The organism is Panacibacter microcysteis, from assembly GCF_015831355.1.
Classification (GTDB): domain Bacteria; phylum Bacteroidota; class Bacteroidia; order Chitinophagales; family Chitinophagaceae; genus Panacibacter; species Panacibacter microcysteis.
Map to the genome: position 1 here is coordinate 1,716,239 of NZ_JADWYR010000002.1, position 21,072 is coordinate 1,737,310.

A 21,072-nucleotide genomic window follows, 5' to 3' on the forward strand; every position below is an offset into this window, starting at 1 on the left:
CGCATCTTGCTGAGTGATGCACAGCAGTACAAGTGAGTGACACAACAAAAGTTTAATAGTAGTAATACAGCCTGCTACAAAAAAATATCCAGGTTTTTATGACGATAAATGAAACACAGGACGAACTGATAGAAGAGTTTTCACTGTTTGGTGACTGGATGGAGAAATATGAGAACATCATCCAGATGGGCAAAGAGTTGCCGCTGATTGAAGACCAATACAAAACCGATGACAATCTTATAAAAGGCTGCCAGTCGCGGGTCTGGCTGCATGCTGACTATAGCGGTGGCAGGGTGATTTTTACTGCAGACAGCGATGCCATCATTACAAAAGGTTTGGTAAGCATGGTTGTTCGTGTATTGAGTAACCATACGCCGGATGAGATCATGCATGCAGACCTTTATTTTGTTGACCAGATTGGTTTAAAAGAACATCTTTCAGTTACCAGGTCAAACGGGTTGGTATCGATGATAAAGCAAATGAAGCTGTATGCTATTGCCATTAAAACAAAAGAAAATGCCGGTTAATCATGATTGATAAAATAACACTTGAAATAAAGATCATTGAAGCATTGCAAACCGTATTCGACCCTGAAATGCCGGCGAATATCTACGATCTTGGGCTGGTTTACAACATTGACATAAAAGAAGATGGTTATGTAAACATCACCATGACGTTAACAGCACCCGGCTGCCCTGTTGCAGGTGAAATTATTATGGATGTAGATAGCAAGGTGAGAAGTATAGACGGTGTTAAAGACGTAAACGTTATGCTTACATTCGATCCGGCATGGAACAGGGATATGATGACAGAAGAAGCCAAACTTGAGCTTGGATTTTTATAACTTCTGACATTAATTCTTACTTAAAGAAGATGGTTTAATTATATGCTAATGATATTAAAAGTGGTTCTAATATAATTTAGCATCACTTTACTATCATGAAAAACCTTCTTTATTGTATGAAAAAAACATTGACCGCGGTATTTGCCTTCTCCATCACAATACTTGTTTTTAATAGTTGCACAAAAGATAAAACGCCCAAACCAGATTGTACCACGCTTGCAACACAGGTTTCACTCGCAGGTTTAACGTATAATGCCAACCCTACTATACAAAACTGCAGTGCGTTAAAGACTGCGTATATAACATACATCAACAGTTCGTGCATACCGGCAGAACAACGCAGCGGTGCACAGAAACAATTGTCTTTACTAAAAGAAATTTGCCCCTGAGCACGGTGTTACTGGTCTTAAATCTCACTTAAACCGCTACGAATTATCGCATCCGCTTTTTTAAAACCAGGATGCTGCTTTATTTTGCAGCCATTATAAACCCAATCAATCTTAAACATGAAAAAAACTATCTCAGGCTTGTGCCTTGCGTTCCTCACTGTATTATTCATTTCCACAGGTTGTAAAAAAGATGCTGCAGGCCCGGATTGTACGGCTATGGCTAAAGAAGTGTCTGATGCATCGATGGCGTATGTTAACGACGACAGCCCGGCAAATTGTGAGCGCCTGAAAAACGCTTACATAGATTACCTGGGCAGCTCGTGTATACCAGACGCCCAGAAGGAGCAAACGCAAATGCTGCTGGATCAGATGGAATTACTTTGTCCTTAATTAGTTCAAACACCAAATAAAAAAGCTAAGAGATCATCTTAGCTTTTTTATTTGTATATCGTTTAAAAAGATTATTCTGCGGCGGCGCCTTCTTTTTTCTTCTTACCTGTTTTAGGTGTAAGCATCAGCAACATTCTTTTACCTTCCAGTTTAGGTAAAGCTTCGGGCTGGCCTACCTCTGCCAGGCGCTCAGCAAATTTCAGCAGCACCAGTTCTCCGCGCTCTTTAAACATAATCGCACGACCCTTAAACTGCACATACGCTTTCACCTTATTACCATCTTTCAGGAACTTTTCAGCATGCTTTGCTTTAAAATCAAAATCGTGGTCGTCAGTACCGGGCGTAAAGCGTATCTCTTTTACCTCGCTCTGCTTGGCATTGGCTTTCATATCTTTTTCTTTACGCTTTTTCTCGTAAAGAAACTTTTTATAATCGATGGCCTTACAAACCGGCGGGTCTGCATTTGGCGATATTTCTACAAGATCAAGTTCTAAATCACGGGCAATTTTTCTTGCCTCATCCGTTGGGTAAATACCAACGGTCACATTATCTCCTACAAGTCTAACCTGTGGTACTCTTATTCTTTCGTTGATACGATGTTCAGGCTCTGGTTGCCTGTTAAAGCGTGGGTTGAAACGGCCCCCACCTCCTCCTCTGTTAGGTAACGCCATTAAATGTCTTTTTGTTAAAAATTGTTTTGGTTAAAGATATTAATTGTTTGTTTTATTCTCCAATACGATTTTTTATCTCTGCTGTTATCGTATTGATAAATTCATCAATATGCTGAGTACCGGCATCTCCTTTGCCCTGGCGGCGAATAGCTACTTTTTCTTCATTCACTTCTTTCTCGCCCAGTACCAGCATGTAAGGTACGCGGCTTAATTCTGCTTCCCTTATCTTTTTGCCAATCTTTTCATTACGGTCATCTACTTCCACTCTTACTCCTGCTGCTTTCAGTTTGCGTCTTACCTCATTTGCGTAGTCCATAAACTTATCGCTGATCGGCAGTATTTTAACCTGCAGCGGCGAAAGCCAAACCGGCAGTTTACCTGCATAATGCTCAAGCAAAAAGCCTATAAATCTTTCATGCGTACCCAGTGGCGCACGATGAATGATCAATGGTGTTTCTGCCGCGTTATCCTGGGTTGTGTACTGCAACTTGAAGCTTCTGCCCTGGGAGAAATCTACCTGGTTTGTTGCCAGTGTAAATTCGCGGCCAATTACACTGTATATCTGTACATCTATTTTAGGACCGTAAAATGCTGCTTCATCCTGCACCTCTACGTATGGTATCTTTGATTCAATCAATACGTTGCGAACCATTTCTTCGGTCTCTTTCCACAGTTCCGGTTCATTCACATATTTCACGCCAAGTTTTTCCGGCGCATGCAAAGACAAACGCATCACATATTTTTCAACACCAAAAATTTTAAAGTACTTCAGGTACATTTCATTTACCGCTCTAAACTCGGCCCCAAACTGTTCTTTGGTGCAGTAAATATGGGCGTCGTTCATATGAAGGCAACGCACACGCATTAAACCAAACAATTCACCACTTTGTTCATACCGGTAAACTGTTCCGTATTCTGCAATGCGGTATGGCAGGTCTCGGTAGCTTTTTGGTTCGGCCGCAAATATTTTATGGTGATGCGGGCAATTCATTGATTTGAGATAATATTTCTCTCCATCCAGTTCCATAGGAGGATACATACTATCTGCATAATAAGGCAGGTGACCGCTGGTAAGGTACATACTCTCTTTAGCGATGTGCGGCGTAACCACCCTTTTGTAGCCCGCCTCTTCCTCTGCTTCCTTGGCAAGTTTCTCCAGTTCTTCAATAATCACGGTGCCGTTAGGCATCCACATAATCAAGCCCTGTCCAACATCATCATCCATAGTGTAGATGCCAAGCTCTTTCCCGAGTTTTCGGTGGTCTCTTTTCTTTGCTTCTTCCAGCATTTGCAGGTAAGCATCCAGTTCTTTCTGGCTGGGGAATGTTACACCGTATAAGCGGGTAAGCTGCTTGTTCTTTTCATCGCCCTTCCAGTAAGCGCCGGCAATATTGGTAAGTTTTATGGCTTTAATAAAACCGGTGTTGGGTATGTGTGGCCCGCGGCAGAGATCTGTAAAACCACCCTGCGAGTAAAAAGTAATGTTGCCATCTTCCAGGTTTTGCAACAGGTCGAGTTTATATTCATCACCTTTTTTGGCAAAGTAATCCACAGCTTCTGCTTTTGGCATTTCTTTTCTAACGTAGGCGTTGCCCTGTTTGGCCAGTTCATTCATTTTCTCTTCCAGCGCGGCAAGATCTTCTTCGGTAAGTTTCCTGTCGCCAAGATCCATATCATAATAAAAGCCTTTTGGGTTTTCGGTTGCGGGCCCCACCCAGAATTTTACGCCGGGAAACATACTTTCCACCGCTTCGGCCATCAGGTGCGCAGAAGAGTGCCAGAAGGTTGCCTGGCCATCTTTATCGTCCCATGTCAGCAGTTTGAGTGAAGCATCATTCGTTATTGGTCTTGTTGCATCCCACACTTCGCCGTTTACACTTGCAGCAAGCACCTTACGTGCTAGCCCTTCGCTGATTGATTTTGCTACATCCAAAGCAGAAACGCCACTTTCATATTGGCGTACTGCGCCATCTGGTAAAGTAATATTGATCATTGCTCTTTAATTCCGGAATTTTTATTTTGGTAACCCGGCTGTAGTTTTCTATGGCATCGCCTGTTGTGTCACTCACTTGTACTGCAGATCAGCAGGCGGCAACGGACAACAATCCCGTTAAACTTTTTCCGGGTGGCAAAAGTAGCAAATGATTGCCAAATGGTATATGATTTAAATAGCCGGCCACATGGCGCGGCATGAAGTGCATACAGGCAATGGCAGGTTGTGCCCTGCCCAAAAGTGTTACTGCAGTACAAGTGAGTGACACAACCAAAGCCTCATAGTAGCAATGCAGCTTGTAACATAAATAGACCTCTTATAAAATAACCGCTGCAGACAAAGAGAAACCGTGCGAACCTTAACTGTTTTTTATCAGGTATTGCTATATTGCACGGTAGATTTGTAACATGAAGTTTCGTTTGCTGCTTACCCTTTTATTATTATCTACGCTTGTGCAGGCTCAGAGTATGCTTGGTATTTGGCGTGGATATTTTTTTTCTGGCTATGGCGCATTTAAACAGCAATACAAATACGAGGTACAACTTGATGAGCTGTTTAACAAGAGTGCGCAGAAAGCCATACAGGGTGTTACATACTCTTACCGCACCACTGTATTTTATGGCAAAGCAACACTGCAGGGCATTTACGATGCAAAATCTAAAACGATTACCATAAGAGAATTAAAGCTGGTAGAGCTAAAAATAGCAGAGAGAACAGAGCCATGTTTGATGACCTGCTACCTGGACTACCGGAAGGAAGGCAATACAGAAATACTGGAGGGCACTTTTACAAGCATAAACGTAAATACAAAAGGCGATTGTGGCTCTGGCTACGTGTACCTGGAAAGGGTGCAGGAATCTGACTTTAAAAAAGAAGATTTTTTACTAAAGAAAGAGCAAAAAACGCCGCCGAAAACAACAGCTAAAACAACGCCCAAAGCAACACCGCAGGCCCAGCCGAAGACTACGCCAAAGAGCGTAAAACCTGCACCGCCATTAACAAAGAAAACAAACCCGCCGGCTAAAACAAGCCCGAATAAATCAAATAGTAATACAACTAAGAAAACTGCACCACCGGCAAGCAGGGCTGACACTGTTGTAAAAGTTGTGCCACCCAACCCACCGGCTATAACAAAGCCTAAACAGGAAGTGCCCGCAAAAAATATTCCTGTGCCGGATGTAATAAAAGAACGCGACAACCCATTGGTGAAAAAGATAACAACAACATCAACAGATATACTGATAGAGCTTTATGACAACGGCGAAATTGACGGCGATACAATAACAGTGTATGACAACAATGAAGTTGTTGCTTTTCGGAAAAAGCTTAACAAAACGCCGATTACGCTGCACATAACAGCTACAGCAGGCAACCCGCATCATGAAATAGTAATGGTGGCCAATAATCTTGGATCTATTCCGCCAAACACCGCATTAATGGTCGTTACAACGGAAGGCAAACACTATGAAATGTTTATTTCTTCTGATGAAAAGAAAAATGCCAAAGTGGTGATAGACTACAAGGAACCCGGAACAGAACTGAAATAATTTTTACGTGTTATTGCCATTTGTTTACTTTAGTGGAAGCAGACCTTATTGAAAATTATTAATCAAAAATCTTCATCATGGGATTCTTCCAAAAAATTTTAGGTGGTGGTAACAAAGGTGGCGGCAAACTACAGGAGTTACTGCAAACACTAACTGCAGATCTGAATCTTGATCAAAGCCAGGTTGCACAAATGAAAACAGCATTTCAAGCTTTCAGGCAACAAAGAAAAAGTATTAAAGATGCAGGTGGCGACAGGCAGCAGATTAAACAGGCTAGAGTACAAATGACTCAACAAATGATGAGTGCATTAAACGAACAGCAAAAGCAGACTTTTACAGCCAATGCCGCAAAGTATGATGGCATTTTGCATGGTGAGCAGGAAGACTAATAAAACTTTTTAAATAACAAGAGCGGCGCAATGTTGTGCCGCTCTTGTTGTTAGCAAACGCTTATTGCAATACAGATTCTATCGTATTTAATTCATCCGGCGTAAAGTTCAGGTTATTCAACATGTCAATATTATCATCCAGTTGCTTTACAGAACTTGCGCCTATCAATACAGAAGTTATGCGACTGTCTTTTAATAACCACGCCAATGCCATTTGTGCCAGCGACTGGTTGCGTTGTTTCGCAATTTCGTTTAACGCAACAATCGTTCTCATTCTCTCTTCGGTTATTTCGTTACTTTTTAAAAAGCCCCACGATTTACCTGCCCTTGAATCTTCGGGAATGCCTTTTAAATAACGGTCTGTAAGCAAGCCCTGCGCCAGCGGCGAAAAAGGAATACAGCCGATACCAAATTCATCGAGTACATCCAGCAAACCATTTTCAACCCATCTTTCAAACATCGAATACTTTGGCTGATGAATAACACAGGGTGTACCAAGACTCTTCAATATAATAGCGGCCTGTCTTGTTTCTTCTGCGCTGTAACTTGATATGCCTACATACAATGCCTTACCCTGGCGTACAATAGCATCCAGCGCCATCATTGTTTCTTCAAGGGGTGTAGCCGGGTCAGGACGATGCGAGTAAAAAATATCCACATACTCCAAACCCATTCTTTTAAGGCTCTGGTTACAGCTTGCCATTACATACTTACGGGAACCCCATTCGCCATAAGGGCCAGGCCACATAAGATAACCGGCTTTGGTAGAAATAATCAGTTCATCCCTCAGGTAGCCGTCAAAATCCTTTCGCAATATTCTGCCAAAGTTTTCTTCTGCCGAGCCAGGTTTTGGCCCATAGTTATTGGCCAGGTCAAAATGCGTAATGCCGCGGTCAAATGCCCGGCGTACCATTGCCCTTCCATTTTCAAAAACATCTACAGAACCGAAGTTGTGCCAAAGCCCCAGCGAAATAGCGGGCAATAACAAACCGCTTTTACCACAACGGTTGTATTTCATAACATCGTACCTGTCTTTTGCGGGTGTATAACTCATAATGCGATTTTTTATAGTAATAAAAATTATTTGTCCGGCGTGTGTGCATGTGGCATCGCCTGTTGTGTCACTCACTTGTACGTTCCGTTGTTATGGCAACATAAGCGATCTGTTTGTGCCATCAAACGCTGGTTATAACCAATTGATTAACCGGCATCATTCGGGCCTTCCACACCATTGCTCCACAACTGCATCAGTTCGTTCTTTTTCTCTGCAGGCAAGGCGGGTGCGTTATAGTGGCCGGCATTGTTCTTTTGCCTGAATGCCTCATAAATACTAACAGCGCAGGCCACAGAAATATTCAGGCTTTGTATAATGCCAACCTGTGGTATAATAAAATTTCCATCGCACAGGCTGCGCAGCTCTTCTGAAACACCTATGTGCTCATTGCCAAATATTAAAGCTACACTGTTGGTAAAGTTAATATCGTATAAACTTACGGCATTTGTTGCCAGGTGTGTAGTGTACAAATGTGTGTATTTACTGCGCACGGCGGCCACGCATGCCCGCACCTGATCAAACTGGTACACAGTAAGCCATTTCTGTGCACTGCCACTGCTTCTAAAGCCAAATTTCTTATGCCTGGGTATTTTTGTGTTAAGTATATAAACGTCCTGTATACCTACTGCATCGCAGGTGCGCATAACAGCAGAAATGTTGTGCGGGTCCTGCACATTTTCCAGCACAACAGTCAGGTTGGGCTGTCGCTTGTCAAGCACTTTTAACATTCGCTCTTTTCTTTCAGGAGTCATGGTGCAACTTTTTGCACCTGCAAGATAATAAGACTTGTGCAGGGTATGGCAACCGCAGCCTGCAGATGCCATAAAAACGGAACGCACAAGTGAGTGACACAACAGGCGATGCCATGAAAACTGATGCTCACCTTCAAAAAAATTTATTCAAACCTTCCACCTTTTATTTCATCAACGATCGCGGCATCTACATCCTCATCGTCGTAGCGGCTGAAAAACCGCGATGAACTTTCTCTCTGCGCATATAGGTTTTCTTTGAGCATGCGCTGCATTTGCTTACTGATCCCGGCTTCGTCATACACCTCGTTTGTAAAGCCGGTAAAATCTTCTTTATAGGCGGCAGACGTTGTGCTTACCTTGCTGGTATCGGGCGGTTGCAGGCCTGAGCAGGCAATGTGCCACACTTCATCATCTTTGTTTATCCTGTACCTGAAAAAATAAACCCACCCTTTATTGCGTGCATCTGCAACCTGCAACTTATCAATGTAAACAAGTGAATCTACTTTCTGGTAAGAATATGTGTCGTATAAAATACCGGCCGCCATGGAACGCTGCGTTTTGTATGCCGCAGGAAATTTACCGGTAAGATTGTTTAGTAATAACAGGTTGTAAAAGTGTACGCGATAATGGTCGTCTGCAGCCAGCATGTTGATGATACTATCAGGCACAGGTTTATTATTGCGCAATAAAAGTATGGCTGCCTGCAGTTTGGCATCTTTATTTTTCAGTTGTAAAACTTTGTCGAAAAATACCTTTACATCAGGCGAATTGTTCCAGAAAGGCATCAGCAAAACCGCGTAGTGCTTCAGCTCGTCATTCACACTGTTGCTGCCATATGTGTAACGGTCTGCATAAGTATCAGCATCTTCTGTCTGCAGGGTTTTTATTTCTTTCTCACTTTCCCTGGCGGCTTGTTTTTTTACAAGTTGTTTGGCTTCGAGCAGGAACTTGTTCATGTACTGACTGTAATCATTTGCTGTTGTATAACCGCTGTCTACGGCATAGGACAGCAGGCGTAAAATATCATCTTTGTAATCGTCGAGCGTAAGCAGATCAAGCAACGGCGGAAGAATATTTTTGGTGATTGCCAGGGTATCGTACAATGGTGCCCACTTATAACCAAAGAAGTATGGTTTATTCAACAGGTTTTCATCTTTACTGAAAGACGAAACCAGGGCATTGATATCAATGTTATCGTAATCGTTATTGCCCTTCCTGTTATCTGTAAGTGCCGGCGGATCGCTGAGCATAATATCTTTGAATGCACTGAAAGAGGTTTGCGTTCTGGCATTGAGTAAAGCATCTAAAACAGCATTCTGAAGCTCAGATGTATCTTTTACCACGCTGTATAATTCTTTGAGGTAGGTTACAGAAGCTTCGTCGCGGAAAACGCTTACAACATTGATCCATTTTTTCTTTAAGGCCAGGTAATTTTTTGTTTTCCAGCTGAGCTCGCTTATGGCTTTTTTTACATTGTCAAGGTCAGCAGCATCGAACAGAGAAGGTGACAAAGCCCTTACGGCTTTTTTCTTTAGTACACTGTCTTTGCCAAAATAATCCTGGAAGAATATGCCGGATTTCTTTTCAAATATATTGACGGTTTTAAAGGTATCTGCCGGTGTAAACGTCTCAAAGAAGTTTTGCACAAATGCCCCTGAAGGTGTGATGGTGTCTGCCATGTTTAACAGGTAAAACACTACCCCGCCTTTGTAAAAAGATTTGGTTGTAAGCACCCTGCTGCTGCCTGTATCTGAAAATCGGTAGACCTCCGTACGCCAGCCTGCAGGTGAGGTAAACAATGTATGCTGGCGAATGATGAAATCTGAATCATTTGTGGAGATGAATATTTTGTTTTTGAGGAAGTCTGCAGAATCTTTCAGGTATGTATATTTCGGAAACCGGAATGCAATCAGGTTGATCTTCTCTCCCGTTGTATCATTACCGATTACACGAAAATTCATGTCTCTAAACGCGTCCATAAAAGATCCGGATATATCATCGTCATTATCTGCGCCGGTGGTGGCGTAAATGTCGGCAAGCGAAAAGTTATCACTGCTGTCTTTTGTAGGATAAAACAACGGGCTCTTGACTGTAAAACCGATCACTGAATCTTTGTACTCTTTTACATCCCCATAATATTCGGGTGTAAATGTAAATGAGTTGATAAAGCTGTCTGCGGCTGCTTCAGCATTGTTATACCTGGCGCCAACAACGTAATAATTAGCACCCTGTAAAATATACCGTACTTTTATTCGCGATCCATCCACATGTGCATAGCTACCATTCAACACCGGGTAGTTTCGCCATGAAGCAGTTTTGCCGCCAGGCGATTCCCTTACGACTGCCGAGCTTTTAAAACTTTCTTCCATTAACCGCAGTTCAAATGTGTCTTCCTCTATATAATCGAATTGATTGATGCTGGTTTTAAAAATAAAAAAGTCATTCCCTTTCGCATCACTGCTTAGCCATTCACTCCTCTCCCTGTCGTTTCGTTGTTCGGGTATATAAAACGGCCTGGACGGGAATAGTGCTGAGAAACCCCCGTATGGCGGCTTGTAAACGGTGGGCAAGGAAGATCCCGGGGTTTCGAAATGTACAGAAGAGAAGAAAACGTCTGCCTCTTTCCCCCCGGTTATATAATCTGCAATACCACTCACTTTAAAGATCACCACCTCGTTGGGCAACGCAAAAATGTTGTAACGCTGGTAATCACCTTTCCTTGTTTTATTGGTGATATCGAAACCGCTATACCCATCGCGAACGATTGCTTTCCTGGCAGTAATCTTTCCCGGTATATTTTCATACAGAAGGCTGTCAATCTTTTTCAAAACAACAGCAGCAGATTGCCCCAGCAGAGAGGCCTCTGTCTTTATACGGGTGACCATGTAGTAGCTGCCGTTCGCCATATCAGCATACTGCACCATATTTGCCTGCGCAAAAGAATTAAAACGAAAAAACTTATCTCCGGGAATAGTTACACTGTACAAACTATCTTCCGCGTATTGTTTTTTAAATTCAAGCGGCACCCTGATCTTTTCAAGATTATCTTTTTCATCGCTGTCGCGCTGACCAATCATCACCGGTCTAAGCCTGTATCCTTTTTGTCTCAATATTTCAATCACGCCCCTGTTGCCCGCCAGGTGTGCTGCACCAACCCCTACAAACAAAGAATGTTTTTTTAAGATGGTATCTATTGAGTAAGCCTGTATATCGTTTCGCTTCAGCAAAAATTTTTCGTTAAAGGCTTTCGAAATGGTTGTTACTTCATTCAGCGAATCGAGAAGGTCGAGATCGCCTTTCCTGTAAGCTTCCTCCATCTTACGTTTATAGTCGTAGCCATCATAATTGTAAGACCTTCTCACCTTTTTATCTTTATACATATCCCTGTAAGCCTCTTTTACCAGCTTGTCAGACTCTTTGTAATTCTCTACGCCGGTAACAATTTTATTCAGCTTTCTGCCAAGGCGATAGATATACATATCCAGGTATGTTTCTTCTTCAAAATCTTCCTGGCCCACGTTGTTCCTGTAAAGCATGCCATTGATCAGCCGTGCCTCAGATACAAGCCCGGCCTGTATCCTGGCTTCATAGTTAGAGATAGAGAAAGTCTGCTCGGTAAGCCGTTCGTTCGAAAGATCAAAACGGTTGAGCATATTGCCCTGCATACCATAGCCGTCATCAAAACCCGGGCTTGAATACACTTCCTGCCACACCTCGGGGTTTTGTTCCAGTGCCACTACTTCCACACTCTTAATGGCCTTGTAAAAAGAATCACTGAGGTTAAAGACCATTTTATTGCTTATGTGCATAGTGCCAAAAAGGTAAGACGGCTGTTTTAGACCATTGCCCGTTATCTCCCATAAAAGACTGGGGTATTTTTTTAACTTTACCGGTTTGTCTGTGTTTGAAGATGCAGCCGGTTTCTTTTGTGAAAGACCATAGTAAGGGTTTAATAAAAATGCCACACACCATACCATTAACGCAAAGGCAAATCTTTTTCTCATAATAATTGGTTGAACGTCAACTACACAATATTAAAGAACATAAACCCGAAAACCATACATTTTTCCGGCCTTTTATCATTCTTCAATCCTGTTATACCGGGTTAATAAGGGTGTAGCGGGCTACCGTACTTTTGTCAGCTCCTGTTGCGTCGCACTCTTGTACTGCAACACATTATTCAGCTCTTCCGGGTGTAACAACACAATCATGTAATGCCATACACAAAATTAATGCGAGCTGCTGTGTGGTAATATTTGCCTGTATTTTCCGGGCACAACTTTCGCTTATCATACTATACAACAAACGTACATCAGTGAGAAAAATAAATTATATAATCAAAATTTCACTGTACTTTTGCCCACTTTTTATGACTCATTAAGTTACATTGCACAAACCGCCCCGTAAGGCGGCGGCGAGTTGAATGTGGCCTATCTAAAAAAACAGTAGACACATGAAATTATCGCAGTTTAGATTCGATCTTCCTCTAAACCTTATCGCCCAAAATCCTACCAAACGCCGAGAAGATAGCCGCCTCATGGTTATTCACCGCGCAACCGGCCAGATTGAAAACAAAAACTTTAAAGACATTCTCGATTATTTTGATGATAAAGATGTTTTTGTTGTAAATAATACCAAGGTTTTTCCTGCACGTATGTATGGCAGAAAAGAAAAAACCGGCGCACGTATTGAAGTATTCCTTTTAAGAGAACTGAACAAACCAAACCGCCTGTGGGATGTGATCGTTGATCCAGCCCGTAAAATACGCGTTGGTAACAAACTATATTTTGGGGAGAATGATGAACTGGTAGCAGAAGTAATAGACAACACTACCAGCCGCGGCCGTACCATACGTTTTCTGTGGGATGGTGATGATGAGAGCTTTAAAAAAATGCTTGAATTTTTAGGAGAAACGCCTTTACCAAAATACATCAAACGCAAACCGGATGATGAAGACCGTGAACGCTACCAGACTGTTTATGCGAAGCATGAAGGGGCCGTGGCTGCGCCAACCGCCGGTTTACATTTTAGCCAGGAGCTCATCAAACGTTGCGAAATAAAAGGTATCCGTTTTGCTGAAATTACTTTGCACACAGGGCTGGGTACTTTCCGCCCGATAGAAGTGGAAGATCTCAGCAAACATAAAATGGATGCTGAATATTACAAGATTGACGAAGAAGCATGCCGCATTGTAAACAAAGCAAAGGAAACTGGCCATCGTATCTGCTCAATTGGTACAACTACCATGCGCGGTATGGAAACAAGTTTTACCGCACAAAAGCTGTTGAAACCAAGTGAGGGCTGGACAAATATCTTTATTCACCCGCCTTACCAGTTTAATGTGGCAGACAGCCTTGTTACAAACCTGCACTTGCCTAAAACCAGTTTGCTGATCATGGTTTGTGCTTTTGCAGGGTACGATCTTACTATGGAAGCTTATAAAAAGGCCATCAAAGACAAATACCGCTTCTTTAGTTACGGAGATGCTATGCTGGTTGTTTAATGCCCCGATACTATTTTGTAAAATGCCCCGCACAAAACGGGGCATTTTTATTTTCCGGCACACAACAGGCTGGTAATAAAGAGAAACGCGTTTACATAATTCACATAGCTTAATAACTATGTTATTGAAAAGCGCCTAAAAATTCTTTAGTTTGAGTTGTTATCTGTTATGAACGAAACAAAAGAAATATCTGCACTTTTTTCCCTGATAGACGATCCCGATGAAGAAGTCTTCTCTACGGTATCGGAAAGAATTGTTCATTATGGCGCCGGCATTATCCCCAACCTTGAAAACCTTTGGGAAAATACACCAAGCAATGACATACAAGGCCGTATTGAAATGCTGATACACAAACTGCAATTTGCCGACCTCACCAATGACCTTACCGAATGGAGAGACAGCGCATACCATGATCTGCTGTTTGGAGCACTGATAGTGGGCAAGTTTCAATATCCTGAATTACAAACAGCACCGGTTATACATGAAATAGAAAACATCAGGCGGAATATATGGCTGGAGCTTAACAGCTTTCTTACACCGCTTGAACAGGCTCATGTAGTAAGCAATATCCTGTACAATTATTATAAACTAAAAGGCACTGAAACAGCTTATCTAAACGCAGATGATTTCTTTTTGCACAAAGTGTTGCAGGGCAAAAAAGGCAATGCTATATCCAACGGCATATTGTACATTATTCTTGCCGACCTGCTTGATATTCCTGTAAGAGCCATTAATATACCGCGGCAGTTTGTGCTTGCTTATTTTGGTACCGATACAGACCCGCTGAATATTCATGACAACCCTCAAAGCAAAATCCTGTTTTATGTAGATGCCACCACCGGCCACCACTTTACCCACAAAGAAATAGAACAGTACTTTAAAAGAATTGCTGTTCCTCCTGTACCATCGTACTTTAAACCAATGAGTAAAAAGCGTATCGTGCAGTTGTTGCTGGAAGAGCTCTCCAAATGTTTCGACTCTTTTGAACATGAGTATAAGAAGAAAGAGCTATTGCGGCTGGCCGATCTGCTGGATCGTTGATGCCATAGCTGCTGCAGCACAAGAGTGCGACGCAAGGAACGATCCGTAACCTTACCATAGCCGGGCTCAAAATCTTCACCTTCATAAAACGAGTTGGTACAGATGCTGCAATAATTTTTACCTTGCACACATATGGCTAAAGCAAAAAAGCAAAAGGAAGAACCTGTTATATTGGTTACAAATGATGATGGCATTACCTCACCCGGTATTCGTGCACTGGTAGAAAGTGTAAAGGGGCTGGGAAGAATAGTTGTTGTTGCACCGGATAAACCACAGAGCGGCATGGGCCACGCCATTACGATTGGCCACCCGCTGCGCATGCACGCGGTACAGTTGTTTGATGGTGTGGAAGCATACCAATGTACCGGCACCCCTGTAGACTGCGTTAAACTGGCGGTTGATAAAGTACTGCACCGCAAACCCGATTTGTGTTTAAGTGGTGTAAACCATGGCGCCAACCATAGTATTAATGTTATTTATTCCGGCACCATGAGTGCTGCACTCGAAGCATCTATAGAAAGCATTCCCAGCGTGGGTTTTAGCTTACTCGATTATAGTATTGAAGCCGATTTTACAGGCGCAAAAAAATATGCCCGCCTGCTGGTAGAGCACCTGCTCAAAAAAACATACGATAAGCATCTTTGCCTAAACGTAAATATTCCTGCAGTGCCCGAAAACCTGCTGAAAGGCTTGAAGGTCTGCCGCCAGGCATATGCAAAGTACCAGGAAGAATTTGATGAAAGAAATGATCCGCACGGTAAAAAATATTACTGGCTAACGGGCGATTTTCTCAATTTCGATAAGGGCAAAGACACAGATGTATGGGCGCTGAAAAACAATTACATCAGCGTTGTACCGGTTCAGTTCGATCTTACACACTACGTTTTAAAAGAGAAATTAGAAAAAACCTTAATTACTAAATAGCTTGAAAAAAGATAGTATTATCACCGGTATTGTCATTGGCATTGTGGCCCCGTTTATCGGCATCTACCTTTTTTACCTCTGGAAGGCACGCTCTGCCCGGTTTGCAGATTTCCTGGATGTTGTCTTGCATACAGCCACGCTGCTTACCGCTGCCATCAGTTTCGCCTTGCTGGCCAACGCAGCAGCCTTTACTATCGCGCTCAATACAAAGAAAGACAAAACAGCAAAAGGCATTTTTGCCACCACGCTTGTTTTGGCTATACCCGCTATTTTATATAAAATTTTTGGTTAGTTGCCCGGCTTATGCACGTTGTAGCATCGCCTGTTGCGTCGCACTCTTGTGCGGTATATCGCTATGCAGCAGCGCTCAGCGGCCAGGCTGCACAACACAATTATTACTGTTCAGTATCGGCACAGGCTAAAAAGAATAAAGCTCCGGTGAAGGAGCTTTAAATTCGATGACTGACTTTTAGGATGGTTTTGGATATTGGAAATTAACTTTCGGATATTGGACCTTTGGATTTCAAGTATGACATAAAATTAGCATCATAAACGGTTATGCAAAATATTTTTGAAACAAATAAATATCCGAATCAGACATTATGTGTCTTTATTGGATATAAAAGACCTGAAACAGGATTAAGTTTTCATAAAAAGTTTTAATTCGTTATACACTGCTGCTCCGTTTAAATGAACCGAAATTTTATTCCCTTTCTTATTTTATCAGCAAATCCTTACTTTCGTGCCCTGTTGGTGAGTAAAACTCATTTAACGAATTGCCTGCCTCTGTAGAATTTATTTAACAGAATGATTTTTATTTTGATACAATGTCAAAACCAGTAACTAAAATCGGGGTTTTAACCTCAGGAGGCGATTCTCCGGGAATGAATGCAGCCATAAGAGCAGCAGTAAGAACAGCCCTCTATTACGGATTGGAAGTGTATGGAATTTACCGCGGATATAATGGTATGATCGAAGATGAAATTGTGAAGATGGATTCAAGATCGGTGGCCAATATTATTCAAAGGGGCGGAACAATTCTTAAAACAGCCAGGAGCAAAGAGTTTTATAACGAAGAAGGCCGTAAAAAAGCTTATGCAAATCTTGTTAAACGCGGCATAGATGGCCTGGTAGTAATTGGGGGCAACGGCAGTTTTACAGGCGCTTACAAGCTTAGCCAGGAGTTCGGATTACCCTGTGTAGCACTGCCCGGCACTATAGATAAAGATCTGTATGGTACCGATTTTACCATCGGTTTCGATACCGCTGTAAACACTGCGGTACAATGCATTGATAAAATACGCGATACTGCAGATGCACACGACCGCCTGTTCATCGTGGAAGTAATGGGCAGGCATGCAGGGTATATAGCCCTGCATAGCGGCATTGCAACCGGGGCAGAAAATATTCTTATTCCAGAAGAAGAGACCACCATTGAAGAAGTAATCACCTCTCTTTCGGAAAAAGAAAAACGGAAAAAACTGGTGAACCTAGTGGTGGTGGCAGAAGGTCATAGCAGTGGCGGTGCAAATGGTGTGGCGGAAATACTGAAACAACATTTACCCAATCTGGATACAAGGGTTACCATTCTTGGTCACATTCAGAGAGGCGGATCACCAACCTGCCTGGACCGTTTGATAGCAAGCCGTATGGGCTACCATGCTGTAGAAAGCCTGCTGGAAGGCAGGCACAATGTGATGGTAGGTATTCTGAACAATGCCATGCATTACACGCCTATAGAAATTGCCATAAGAGAAAAACAAAGATTGGGAGACGACTGGATGAAAATGGTAAAAATACTTGCCAGCTAATCGTCCCGGTTATTCCTTTACATAAAACATTGCTTTAAAGTATGTCAGACAACATTACCAAGTACCTGCACAAAGAGATGGATAAGGAAGCAGGTATTCAGCACGCATTTCACCGAACCAAGATCGTTGCAACGGTGGGACCTTCATGTGATACGTATGATAAACTGCTTGAGCTTGTAAAAGCAGGGGTAAACGTATTCCGCCTGAATTTTTCACATGGTACACATGAAGACAAGGCCAGGATTATTGAGCATATCAAACTGATTAACCAAAAAGAACCTTATAATATTGCCATCCTCGCAGACCTGCAGGGCCCTAAGCTACGCGTAGGAGACCTGGAAGGCGGTTCCCTTGAAATTAAAACAGGTGATATCCTCACTTTTACTTCTAAAGAAAAAGTGGTTGGCACTAAAGAAAAAATATACGTCTCCTACCCTGATCTGCATGCCGATGTAAAGGTGGGTGATAAAATATTGATCGACGATGGTAAACTTGAAGTGGTTGTTATTGAAATAACCCAGGCAGGTGATGTAAAAGTAGCAGTTACTTACGGTGGCACACTACTTCCAAAGAAAGGTGTTAACCTGCCTGATACTGATATCTCTTTGCCGGCCATGACAGAAAAAGACCTCGTGGATCTTGAATTCATTATTGCGCAGCAGGTTGACTGGATTGCATTATCGTTTGTACGCAAAGCCGAAGACATTATCAACCTTAAGAAAAAAGTGGCTGATGCCAATTGCTCCAGCAAGGTGATGTCTAAAATAGAAATGCCTTCTGCGCTAAAAGATCTTCGCAACATCATTATAGAATCAGATGGTATAATGGTGGCCCGTGGCGATCTTGGTGTTGAATTACCGGTGGAAAAAGTACCAGCGGCACAACGCGACATTATACGCAAGTGTATTCACCGCGCAAAGCCGGTAATCGTTGCTACTCAAATGATGGAAAGCATGATCGACCGCGTGAAACCAAACCGTAGTGAAATAACCGATGTTGCGAATGCAGTGCTTGAAGGTGCTGATGCAGTAATGCTCAGCGGCGAAACAGCCACCGGTAAACATCCTCCGCTTGTAGTAGAAACCATGCGCAAGATCATCATGGAAGTTGAAAAGACGGAATATCGTTACAACCGCGAAGAAGACCTGGTGCCACAGGCCAAATCACCTTCCTTTCTGAGTGATGCGATTTGCTACAATGCGTGCAAAATAGCAAGAGACGTAAATGCGGATGCGTTGGTAGGTATGACGCAAAGCGGTTATACAGGTTTTATACTAAGCAGCTACAGGCCCAAATCTCCGCTCTACGTTTTTACCAAAACACGCAGCCTTGTAAACCAGTTAAGTTTAAGCTGGGGTGTAAGGGCATTTTATTACGATGAAGAAGATAGCCTGGATGAAATAATCTTTGACCAGATCAACATTCTGAAGGAAAGGGGCTTCCTTAAAAAAGGAGACATCGTCATCAACACAGGCAGTACGCCGGTTGATCTGCACCTTCCCACGAACGTTTTGAAAATAACAAAAGCCCATTAAAAAATCCCCCGCTTTGCGGGGGATTTTTTTTGATTATACTGTAAATATTGAGCAATTATTTACCAATAAACAGTATGAAACTAAGCTGCCATTAGTTTAGCTTGCCGCATCAAAAAACGGAAGCTTATTTACGTTTAGATTTAAACGGGTTATCAAAACTGAACCTTTTGCATACCTGTCAAATCATTGATAATCCGGAAATCCACCTTCTGTGAACCCGGTTTCGAAAAGGTTTGCAACCAGTTATTGTTTTCCGCAACAGCGGTTTTGTGCCTGCTGAAAGGATCAAAAAAATCGGCATTAATTGCACGAAGACAATAATTTTATGGCTATATAAACTTCTGTTATGAAAATACTGTTTGGCTTGTTAGTCATATTATTGTCTGTCGGGTCTAATGCCCAGGATGCTGACTCAACATGGATCGTAAACAACTACACCAAAAAAGAGCTATATATTCCCATGAGAGATGGCGTGAAGCTTTTTACAACCCTTTACATACCCAGAGACAACAGCGAAAAGCACCCGCTGTTAATGACAAGAACGCCTTACTCCTGCGCTCCTTACGGGGAAGACAAATGGAGACCTTTTTGGAAAAGCTATGTAAAAAATTATTTCAAAGAAAACTACATAATTGTATTGCAGGATGTACGCGGCCGCTGGATGAGCGAAGGCGAATTTGTAAACATACGGCCATTCAATCCCAACAAAAAAGGCAATGAAACTGATGAAGCGAGCGACACATATGATGCAATCGACTGGTTGGTAAAAAACACCGGCGGCAACAATGGCAACGTAGGCGTTTTTGGTATCTCGTATCCCGGCTTTTATTCTACGATGGCTGCAGCAAGCAACCACCCGGCACTAAAAGCAGTAAGCCCGCAGGCGCCGGTTACCAACTGGTTCATCGGTGACGATTTTCACCATAATGGTGCATTTTTTCAAATGGATGGTTTCGCTTTCTATTCTTCATTTGGCAAGCCAAGACCAAAACCAACAACGGAGGGTCCGAAAGAATTTGATTATTACACCCATGATAACTATAAATTTTACCTTGAAGCAGGCTCTCTACCCAGGCTTGCGGCCTACATGGGTGATAGCATAGCATTCTGGAAAGACTTATATGCACATCCCGATTATGATGCGTGGTGGAAAGCCAGGGATGCGCGGAACGCAACCAAAAAGTTACAACCTGCCATGCTGTGGGTTGGTGGTTTATTTGATGCGGAAGATTGCTGGGGCGCATGGAACGCGTATAAAGCCGCCGAAAAAAACAATCCCGGTAAAGCTTTTAACAAGATTGTTGAAGGGCCGTGGTACCATGGTCAGTGGGCAAGCAACGATGGTACACACCTGGGTAATGTTCATTTCGATGCAAAGACAAATGAGTATTTCCAGCAAAACCTTGAAATTCCTTTTTTCAATTACTTCCTGAAAGGTAAAGGTGATGTTTCGACAATCGCTGAAGCAACAATTTTTATCACAGGTGCCAATGAATGGAAAACTTTCGAACAATGGCCGCCTGCCAAAACGGAAAATAAAACTATCTACCTGCAGCAAACAGGCAAGCTTGGCTGGGCGAAACCTACTGCGTCAAAAAGTTCAACGGTATATACAAGCGATCCCGCACACCCTGTACCTTATACGGAAGACGTTCATTTTAACAGGACAAGAGAGTATATGACAGATGATCAGCGTTTTGCGGCAAGAAGGCCTGATGTACTTACATTCCAGACAGACACCCTTTCAGAAGATCTCACTGTAACAGGCCCGGTACTGGCAGATTTATTTACAAGCATATCTACCACTGATGCAGACTTTGTAGTAAAAATTATTGATGTTTTTCCAGACAATCTTTCATACAACAATGTTGACATTTACGCAGACAATGATCCTGCAAAGACCTACCCTATGGGTGGTTACCAGATGCTGGTTAGAGGTGAAATATTTCGTGGCCGTTACAGGAATAGTTACGAAACACCCGCAGCCTTTACACCGGGTAAGGTGGAAGAAGTTAAATATGAATTGCCCGATATAGCACACACTTTTAAAAAAGGTCACCGCTTAATGATACAAATCCAAAGCAGCTGGTTTCCTTTGGTTGACAGAAACCCCCAGCAATTCATAAATATTTATAAAGCAACAGCTGCAGATTTTATCACAAGTGATATCACTATTTATCACAATACGCAGTATGCATCCAGGATCGTTTTACCCGTATTAAAATAATC

18 protein-coding genes are annotated in these 21,072 nt (G+C 42.5%); 13 read left to right on the forward strand and 5 right to left on the reverse strand.

Features of this window, described 5'->3' with window-relative positions; genetic code table 11:
• Positions 1-98 precede the first annotated feature (98 nt).
• The 4 genes from I5907_RS19095 to I5907_RS19110 all read left to right on the forward strand — a co-directional run bounded on the left by I5907_RS19095 (position 99) and on the right by I5907_RS19110 (position 1,623).
• The gene (locus I5907_RS19095) at positions 99-527 is read left to right on the forward strand and encodes a SufE family protein (RefSeq protein ID WP_196992386.1); all 429 of its coding nucleotides are present in this window, start codon (positions 99-101) and stop codon (positions 525-527) included.
• Between the two features lie 2 nt (positions 528-529).
• Entirely contained in the window at positions 530-844 is a 315-nt protein-coding gene (locus I5907_RS19100; protein WP_196992387.1) for an iron-sulfur cluster assembly protein, read from the forward strand.
• A gap of 116 nt (positions 845-960) precedes the next feature.
• Positions 961-1,233 carry a hypothetical protein gene (locus I5907_RS19105; RefSeq protein ID WP_196992388.1) on the forward strand — a complete coding sequence of 91 codons (273 nt, stop codon included), beginning with the start codon at positions 961-963 and terminating at the stop codon, positions 1,231-1,233.
• A gap of 117 nt (positions 1,234-1,350) precedes the next feature.
• Positions 1,351-1,623, forward strand: a complete 273-nt coding sequence (locus I5907_RS19110) for a hypothetical protein (protein WP_196992389.1) — start codon at positions 1,351-1,353, stop codon at positions 1,621-1,623.
• Positions 1,624-1,694: 71 nt separating this feature from the next.
• Here the strand turns inward: I5907_RS19110 and infC are convergent, their stop codons facing one another.
• Both infC and thrS read right to left on the reverse strand, forming a co-directional pair.
• A complete protein-coding gene (gene infC, locus I5907_RS19115) occupies positions 1,695-2,294 on the reverse strand; it encodes a translation initiation factor IF-3 (RefSeq protein ID WP_196992390.1) in 600 nt (199 codons plus the stop codon).
• 52 nt (positions 2,295-2,346) lie between these two features.
• Positions 2,347-4,287 (reverse strand): threonine--tRNA ligase, encoded by a 1,941-nt coding sequence (thrS, locus tag I5907_RS19120; RefSeq protein WP_196992391.1) that lies wholly within the window; start codon positions 4,285-4,287, stop codon positions 2,347-2,349.
• A gap of 407 nt (positions 4,288-4,694) precedes the next feature.
• Between thrS and I5907_RS19125 the strand changes: the two genes are divergently transcribed.
• Both I5907_RS19125 and I5907_RS19130 read left to right on the forward strand, forming a co-directional pair.
• Positions 4,695-5,834: a hypothetical protein gene (locus I5907_RS19125; protein WP_196992392.1), complete on the forward strand. Its 1,140-nt coding sequence runs from the start codon at positions 4,695-4,697 to the stop codon at positions 5,832-5,834.
• 77 nt (positions 5,835-5,911) lie between these two features.
• A complete protein-coding gene (locus I5907_RS19130) occupies positions 5,912-6,223 on the forward strand; it encodes a hypothetical protein (protein ID WP_196992393.1) in 312 nt (103 codons plus the stop codon).
• 61 nt (positions 6,224-6,284) lie between these two features.
• Here the strand turns inward: I5907_RS19130 and mgrA are convergent, their stop codons facing one another.
• The 3 genes from mgrA to I5907_RS19145 all read right to left on the reverse strand — a co-directional run bounded on the left by mgrA (position 6,285) and on the right by I5907_RS19145 (position 12,033).
• Complete coding sequence (mgrA, locus tag I5907_RS19135) at positions 6,285-7,277, reverse strand: L-glyceraldehyde 3-phosphate reductase (protein WP_196992394.1); 993 nt, start codon at positions 7,275-7,277, stop codon at positions 6,285-6,287.
• Positions 7,278-7,423: 146 nt separating this feature from the next.
• Positions 7,424-8,029, reverse strand: a complete 606-nt coding sequence (locus I5907_RS19140; protein ID WP_196992395.1) for a TrmH family RNA methyltransferase — start codon at positions 8,027-8,029, stop codon at positions 7,424-7,426.
• A 143-nt stretch (positions 8,030-8,172) separates the two neighbouring features.
• The gene (locus I5907_RS19145) at positions 8,173-12,033 is read right to left on the reverse strand and encodes a TraB/GumN family protein (protein ID WP_196992396.1); all 3,861 of its coding nucleotides are present in this window, start codon (positions 12,031-12,033) and stop codon (positions 8,173-8,175) included.
• A 449-nt stretch (positions 12,034-12,482) separates the two neighbouring features.
• Between I5907_RS19145 and queA the strand changes: the two genes are divergently transcribed.
• From queA to I5907_RS19180, 7 genes are all read left to right on the forward strand, one after another.
• Positions 12,483-13,532 (forward strand): tRNA preQ1(34) S-adenosylmethionine ribosyltransferase-isomerase QueA, encoded by a 1,050-nt coding sequence (gene queA, locus I5907_RS19150; RefSeq protein WP_196992397.1) that lies wholly within the window; start codon positions 12,483-12,485, stop codon positions 13,530-13,532.
• Between the two features lie 168 nt (positions 13,533-13,700).
• The gene (locus tag I5907_RS19155; protein WP_196992398.1) at positions 13,701-14,573 is read left to right on the forward strand and encodes a transglutaminase family protein; all 873 of its coding nucleotides are present in this window, start codon (positions 13,701-13,703) and stop codon (positions 14,571-14,573) included.
• Between the two features lie 132 nt (positions 14,574-14,705).
• The gene (surE, locus tag I5907_RS19160; RefSeq protein WP_196992399.1) at positions 14,706-15,497 is read left to right on the forward strand and encodes a 5'/3'-nucleotidase SurE; all 792 of its coding nucleotides are present in this window, start codon (positions 14,706-14,708) and stop codon (positions 15,495-15,497) included.
• 1 nt (position 15,498) lies between these two features.
• Positions 15,499-15,789, forward strand: coding sequence for a hypothetical protein (locus I5907_RS19165; protein ID WP_196992400.1), 291 nt, complete (start codon positions 15,499-15,501; stop codon positions 15,787-15,789).
• A gap of 535 nt (positions 15,790-16,324) precedes the next feature.
• Entirely contained in the window at positions 16,325-17,308 is a 984-nt protein-coding gene (gene pfkA / locus I5907_RS19170) for a 6-phosphofructokinase (protein WP_196992401.1), read from the forward strand.
• A 41-nt stretch (positions 17,309-17,349) separates the two neighbouring features.
• On the forward strand, positions 17,350-18,843 hold the full coding sequence (gene pyk / locus I5907_RS19175; RefSeq protein ID WP_196992402.1) for a pyruvate kinase: 1,494 nt from the start codon (positions 17,350-17,352) through the stop codon (positions 18,841-18,843).
• 346 nt (positions 18,844-19,189) lie between these two features.
• Complete coding sequence (locus I5907_RS19180) at positions 19,190-21,070, forward strand: CocE/NonD family hydrolase (RefSeq protein WP_196992403.1); 1,881 nt, start codon at positions 19,190-19,192, stop codon at positions 21,068-21,070.
• Positions 21,071-21,072: the final 2 nt, after the last annotated feature.

Coding starts and splice junctions, on each gene's coding strand:
- I5907_RS19100 (WP_196992387.1), top strand. CDS start 530: ATGATTGATAAAATAACACTTGAAATAAAGATCATTGAAGCATTGCAA.
- thrS (WP_196992391.1), bottom strand. CDS start 4,287: ATGATCAATATTACTTTACCAGATGGCGCAGTACGCCAATATGAAAGT.
- infC (WP_196992390.1), bottom strand. CDS start 2,294: ATGGCGTTACCTAACAGAGGAGGAGGTGGGGGCCGTTTCAACCCACGC.
- I5907_RS19095 (WP_196992386.1), top strand. CDS start 99: ATGACGATAAATGAAACACAGGACGAACTGATAGAAGAGTTTTCACTG.
- surE (WP_196992399.1), top strand. CDS start 14,706: ATGGCTAAAGCAAAAAAGCAAAAGGAAGAACCTGTTATATTGGTTACA.
- I5907_RS19145 (WP_196992396.1), bottom strand. CDS start 12,033: ATGAGAAAAAGATTTGCCTTTGCGTTAATGGTATGGTGTGTGGCATTT.
- I5907_RS19110 (WP_196992389.1), top strand. CDS start 1,351: ATGAAAAAAACTATCTCAGGCTTGTGCCTTGCGTTCCTCACTGTATTA.
- pfkA (WP_196992401.1), top strand. CDS start 16,325: ATGTCAAAACCAGTAACTAAAATCGGGGTTTTAACCTCAGGAGGCGAT.
- I5907_RS19105 (WP_196992388.1), top strand. CDS start 961: ATGAAAAAAACATTGACCGCGGTATTTGCCTTCTCCATCACAATACTT.
- I5907_RS19155 (WP_196992398.1), top strand. CDS start 13,701: ATGAACGAAACAAAAGAAATATCTGCACTTTTTTCCCTGATAGACGAT.
- mgrA (WP_196992394.1), bottom strand. CDS start 7,277: ATGAGTTATACACCCGCAAAAGACAGGTACGATGTTATGAAATACAAC.
- I5907_RS19125 (WP_196992392.1), top strand. CDS start 4,695: ATGAAGTTTCGTTTGCTGCTTACCCTTTTATTATTATCTACGCTTGTG.
- I5907_RS19140 (WP_196992395.1), bottom strand. CDS start 8,029: ATGACTCCTGAAAGAAAAGAGCGAATGTTAAAAGTGCTTGACAAGCGA.
- pyk (WP_196992402.1), top strand. CDS start 17,350: ATGTCAGACAACATTACCAAGTACCTGCACAAAGAGATGGATAAGGAA.
- I5907_RS19180 (WP_196992403.1), top strand. CDS start 19,190: ATGAAAATACTGTTTGGCTTGTTAGTCATATTATTGTCTGTCGGGTCT.
- I5907_RS19130 (WP_196992393.1), top strand. CDS start 5,912: ATGGGATTCTTCCAAAAAATTTTAGGTGGTGGTAACAAAGGTGGCGGC.
- queA (WP_196992397.1), top strand. CDS start 12,483: ATGAAATTATCGCAGTTTAGATTCGATCTTCCTCTAAACCTTATCGCC.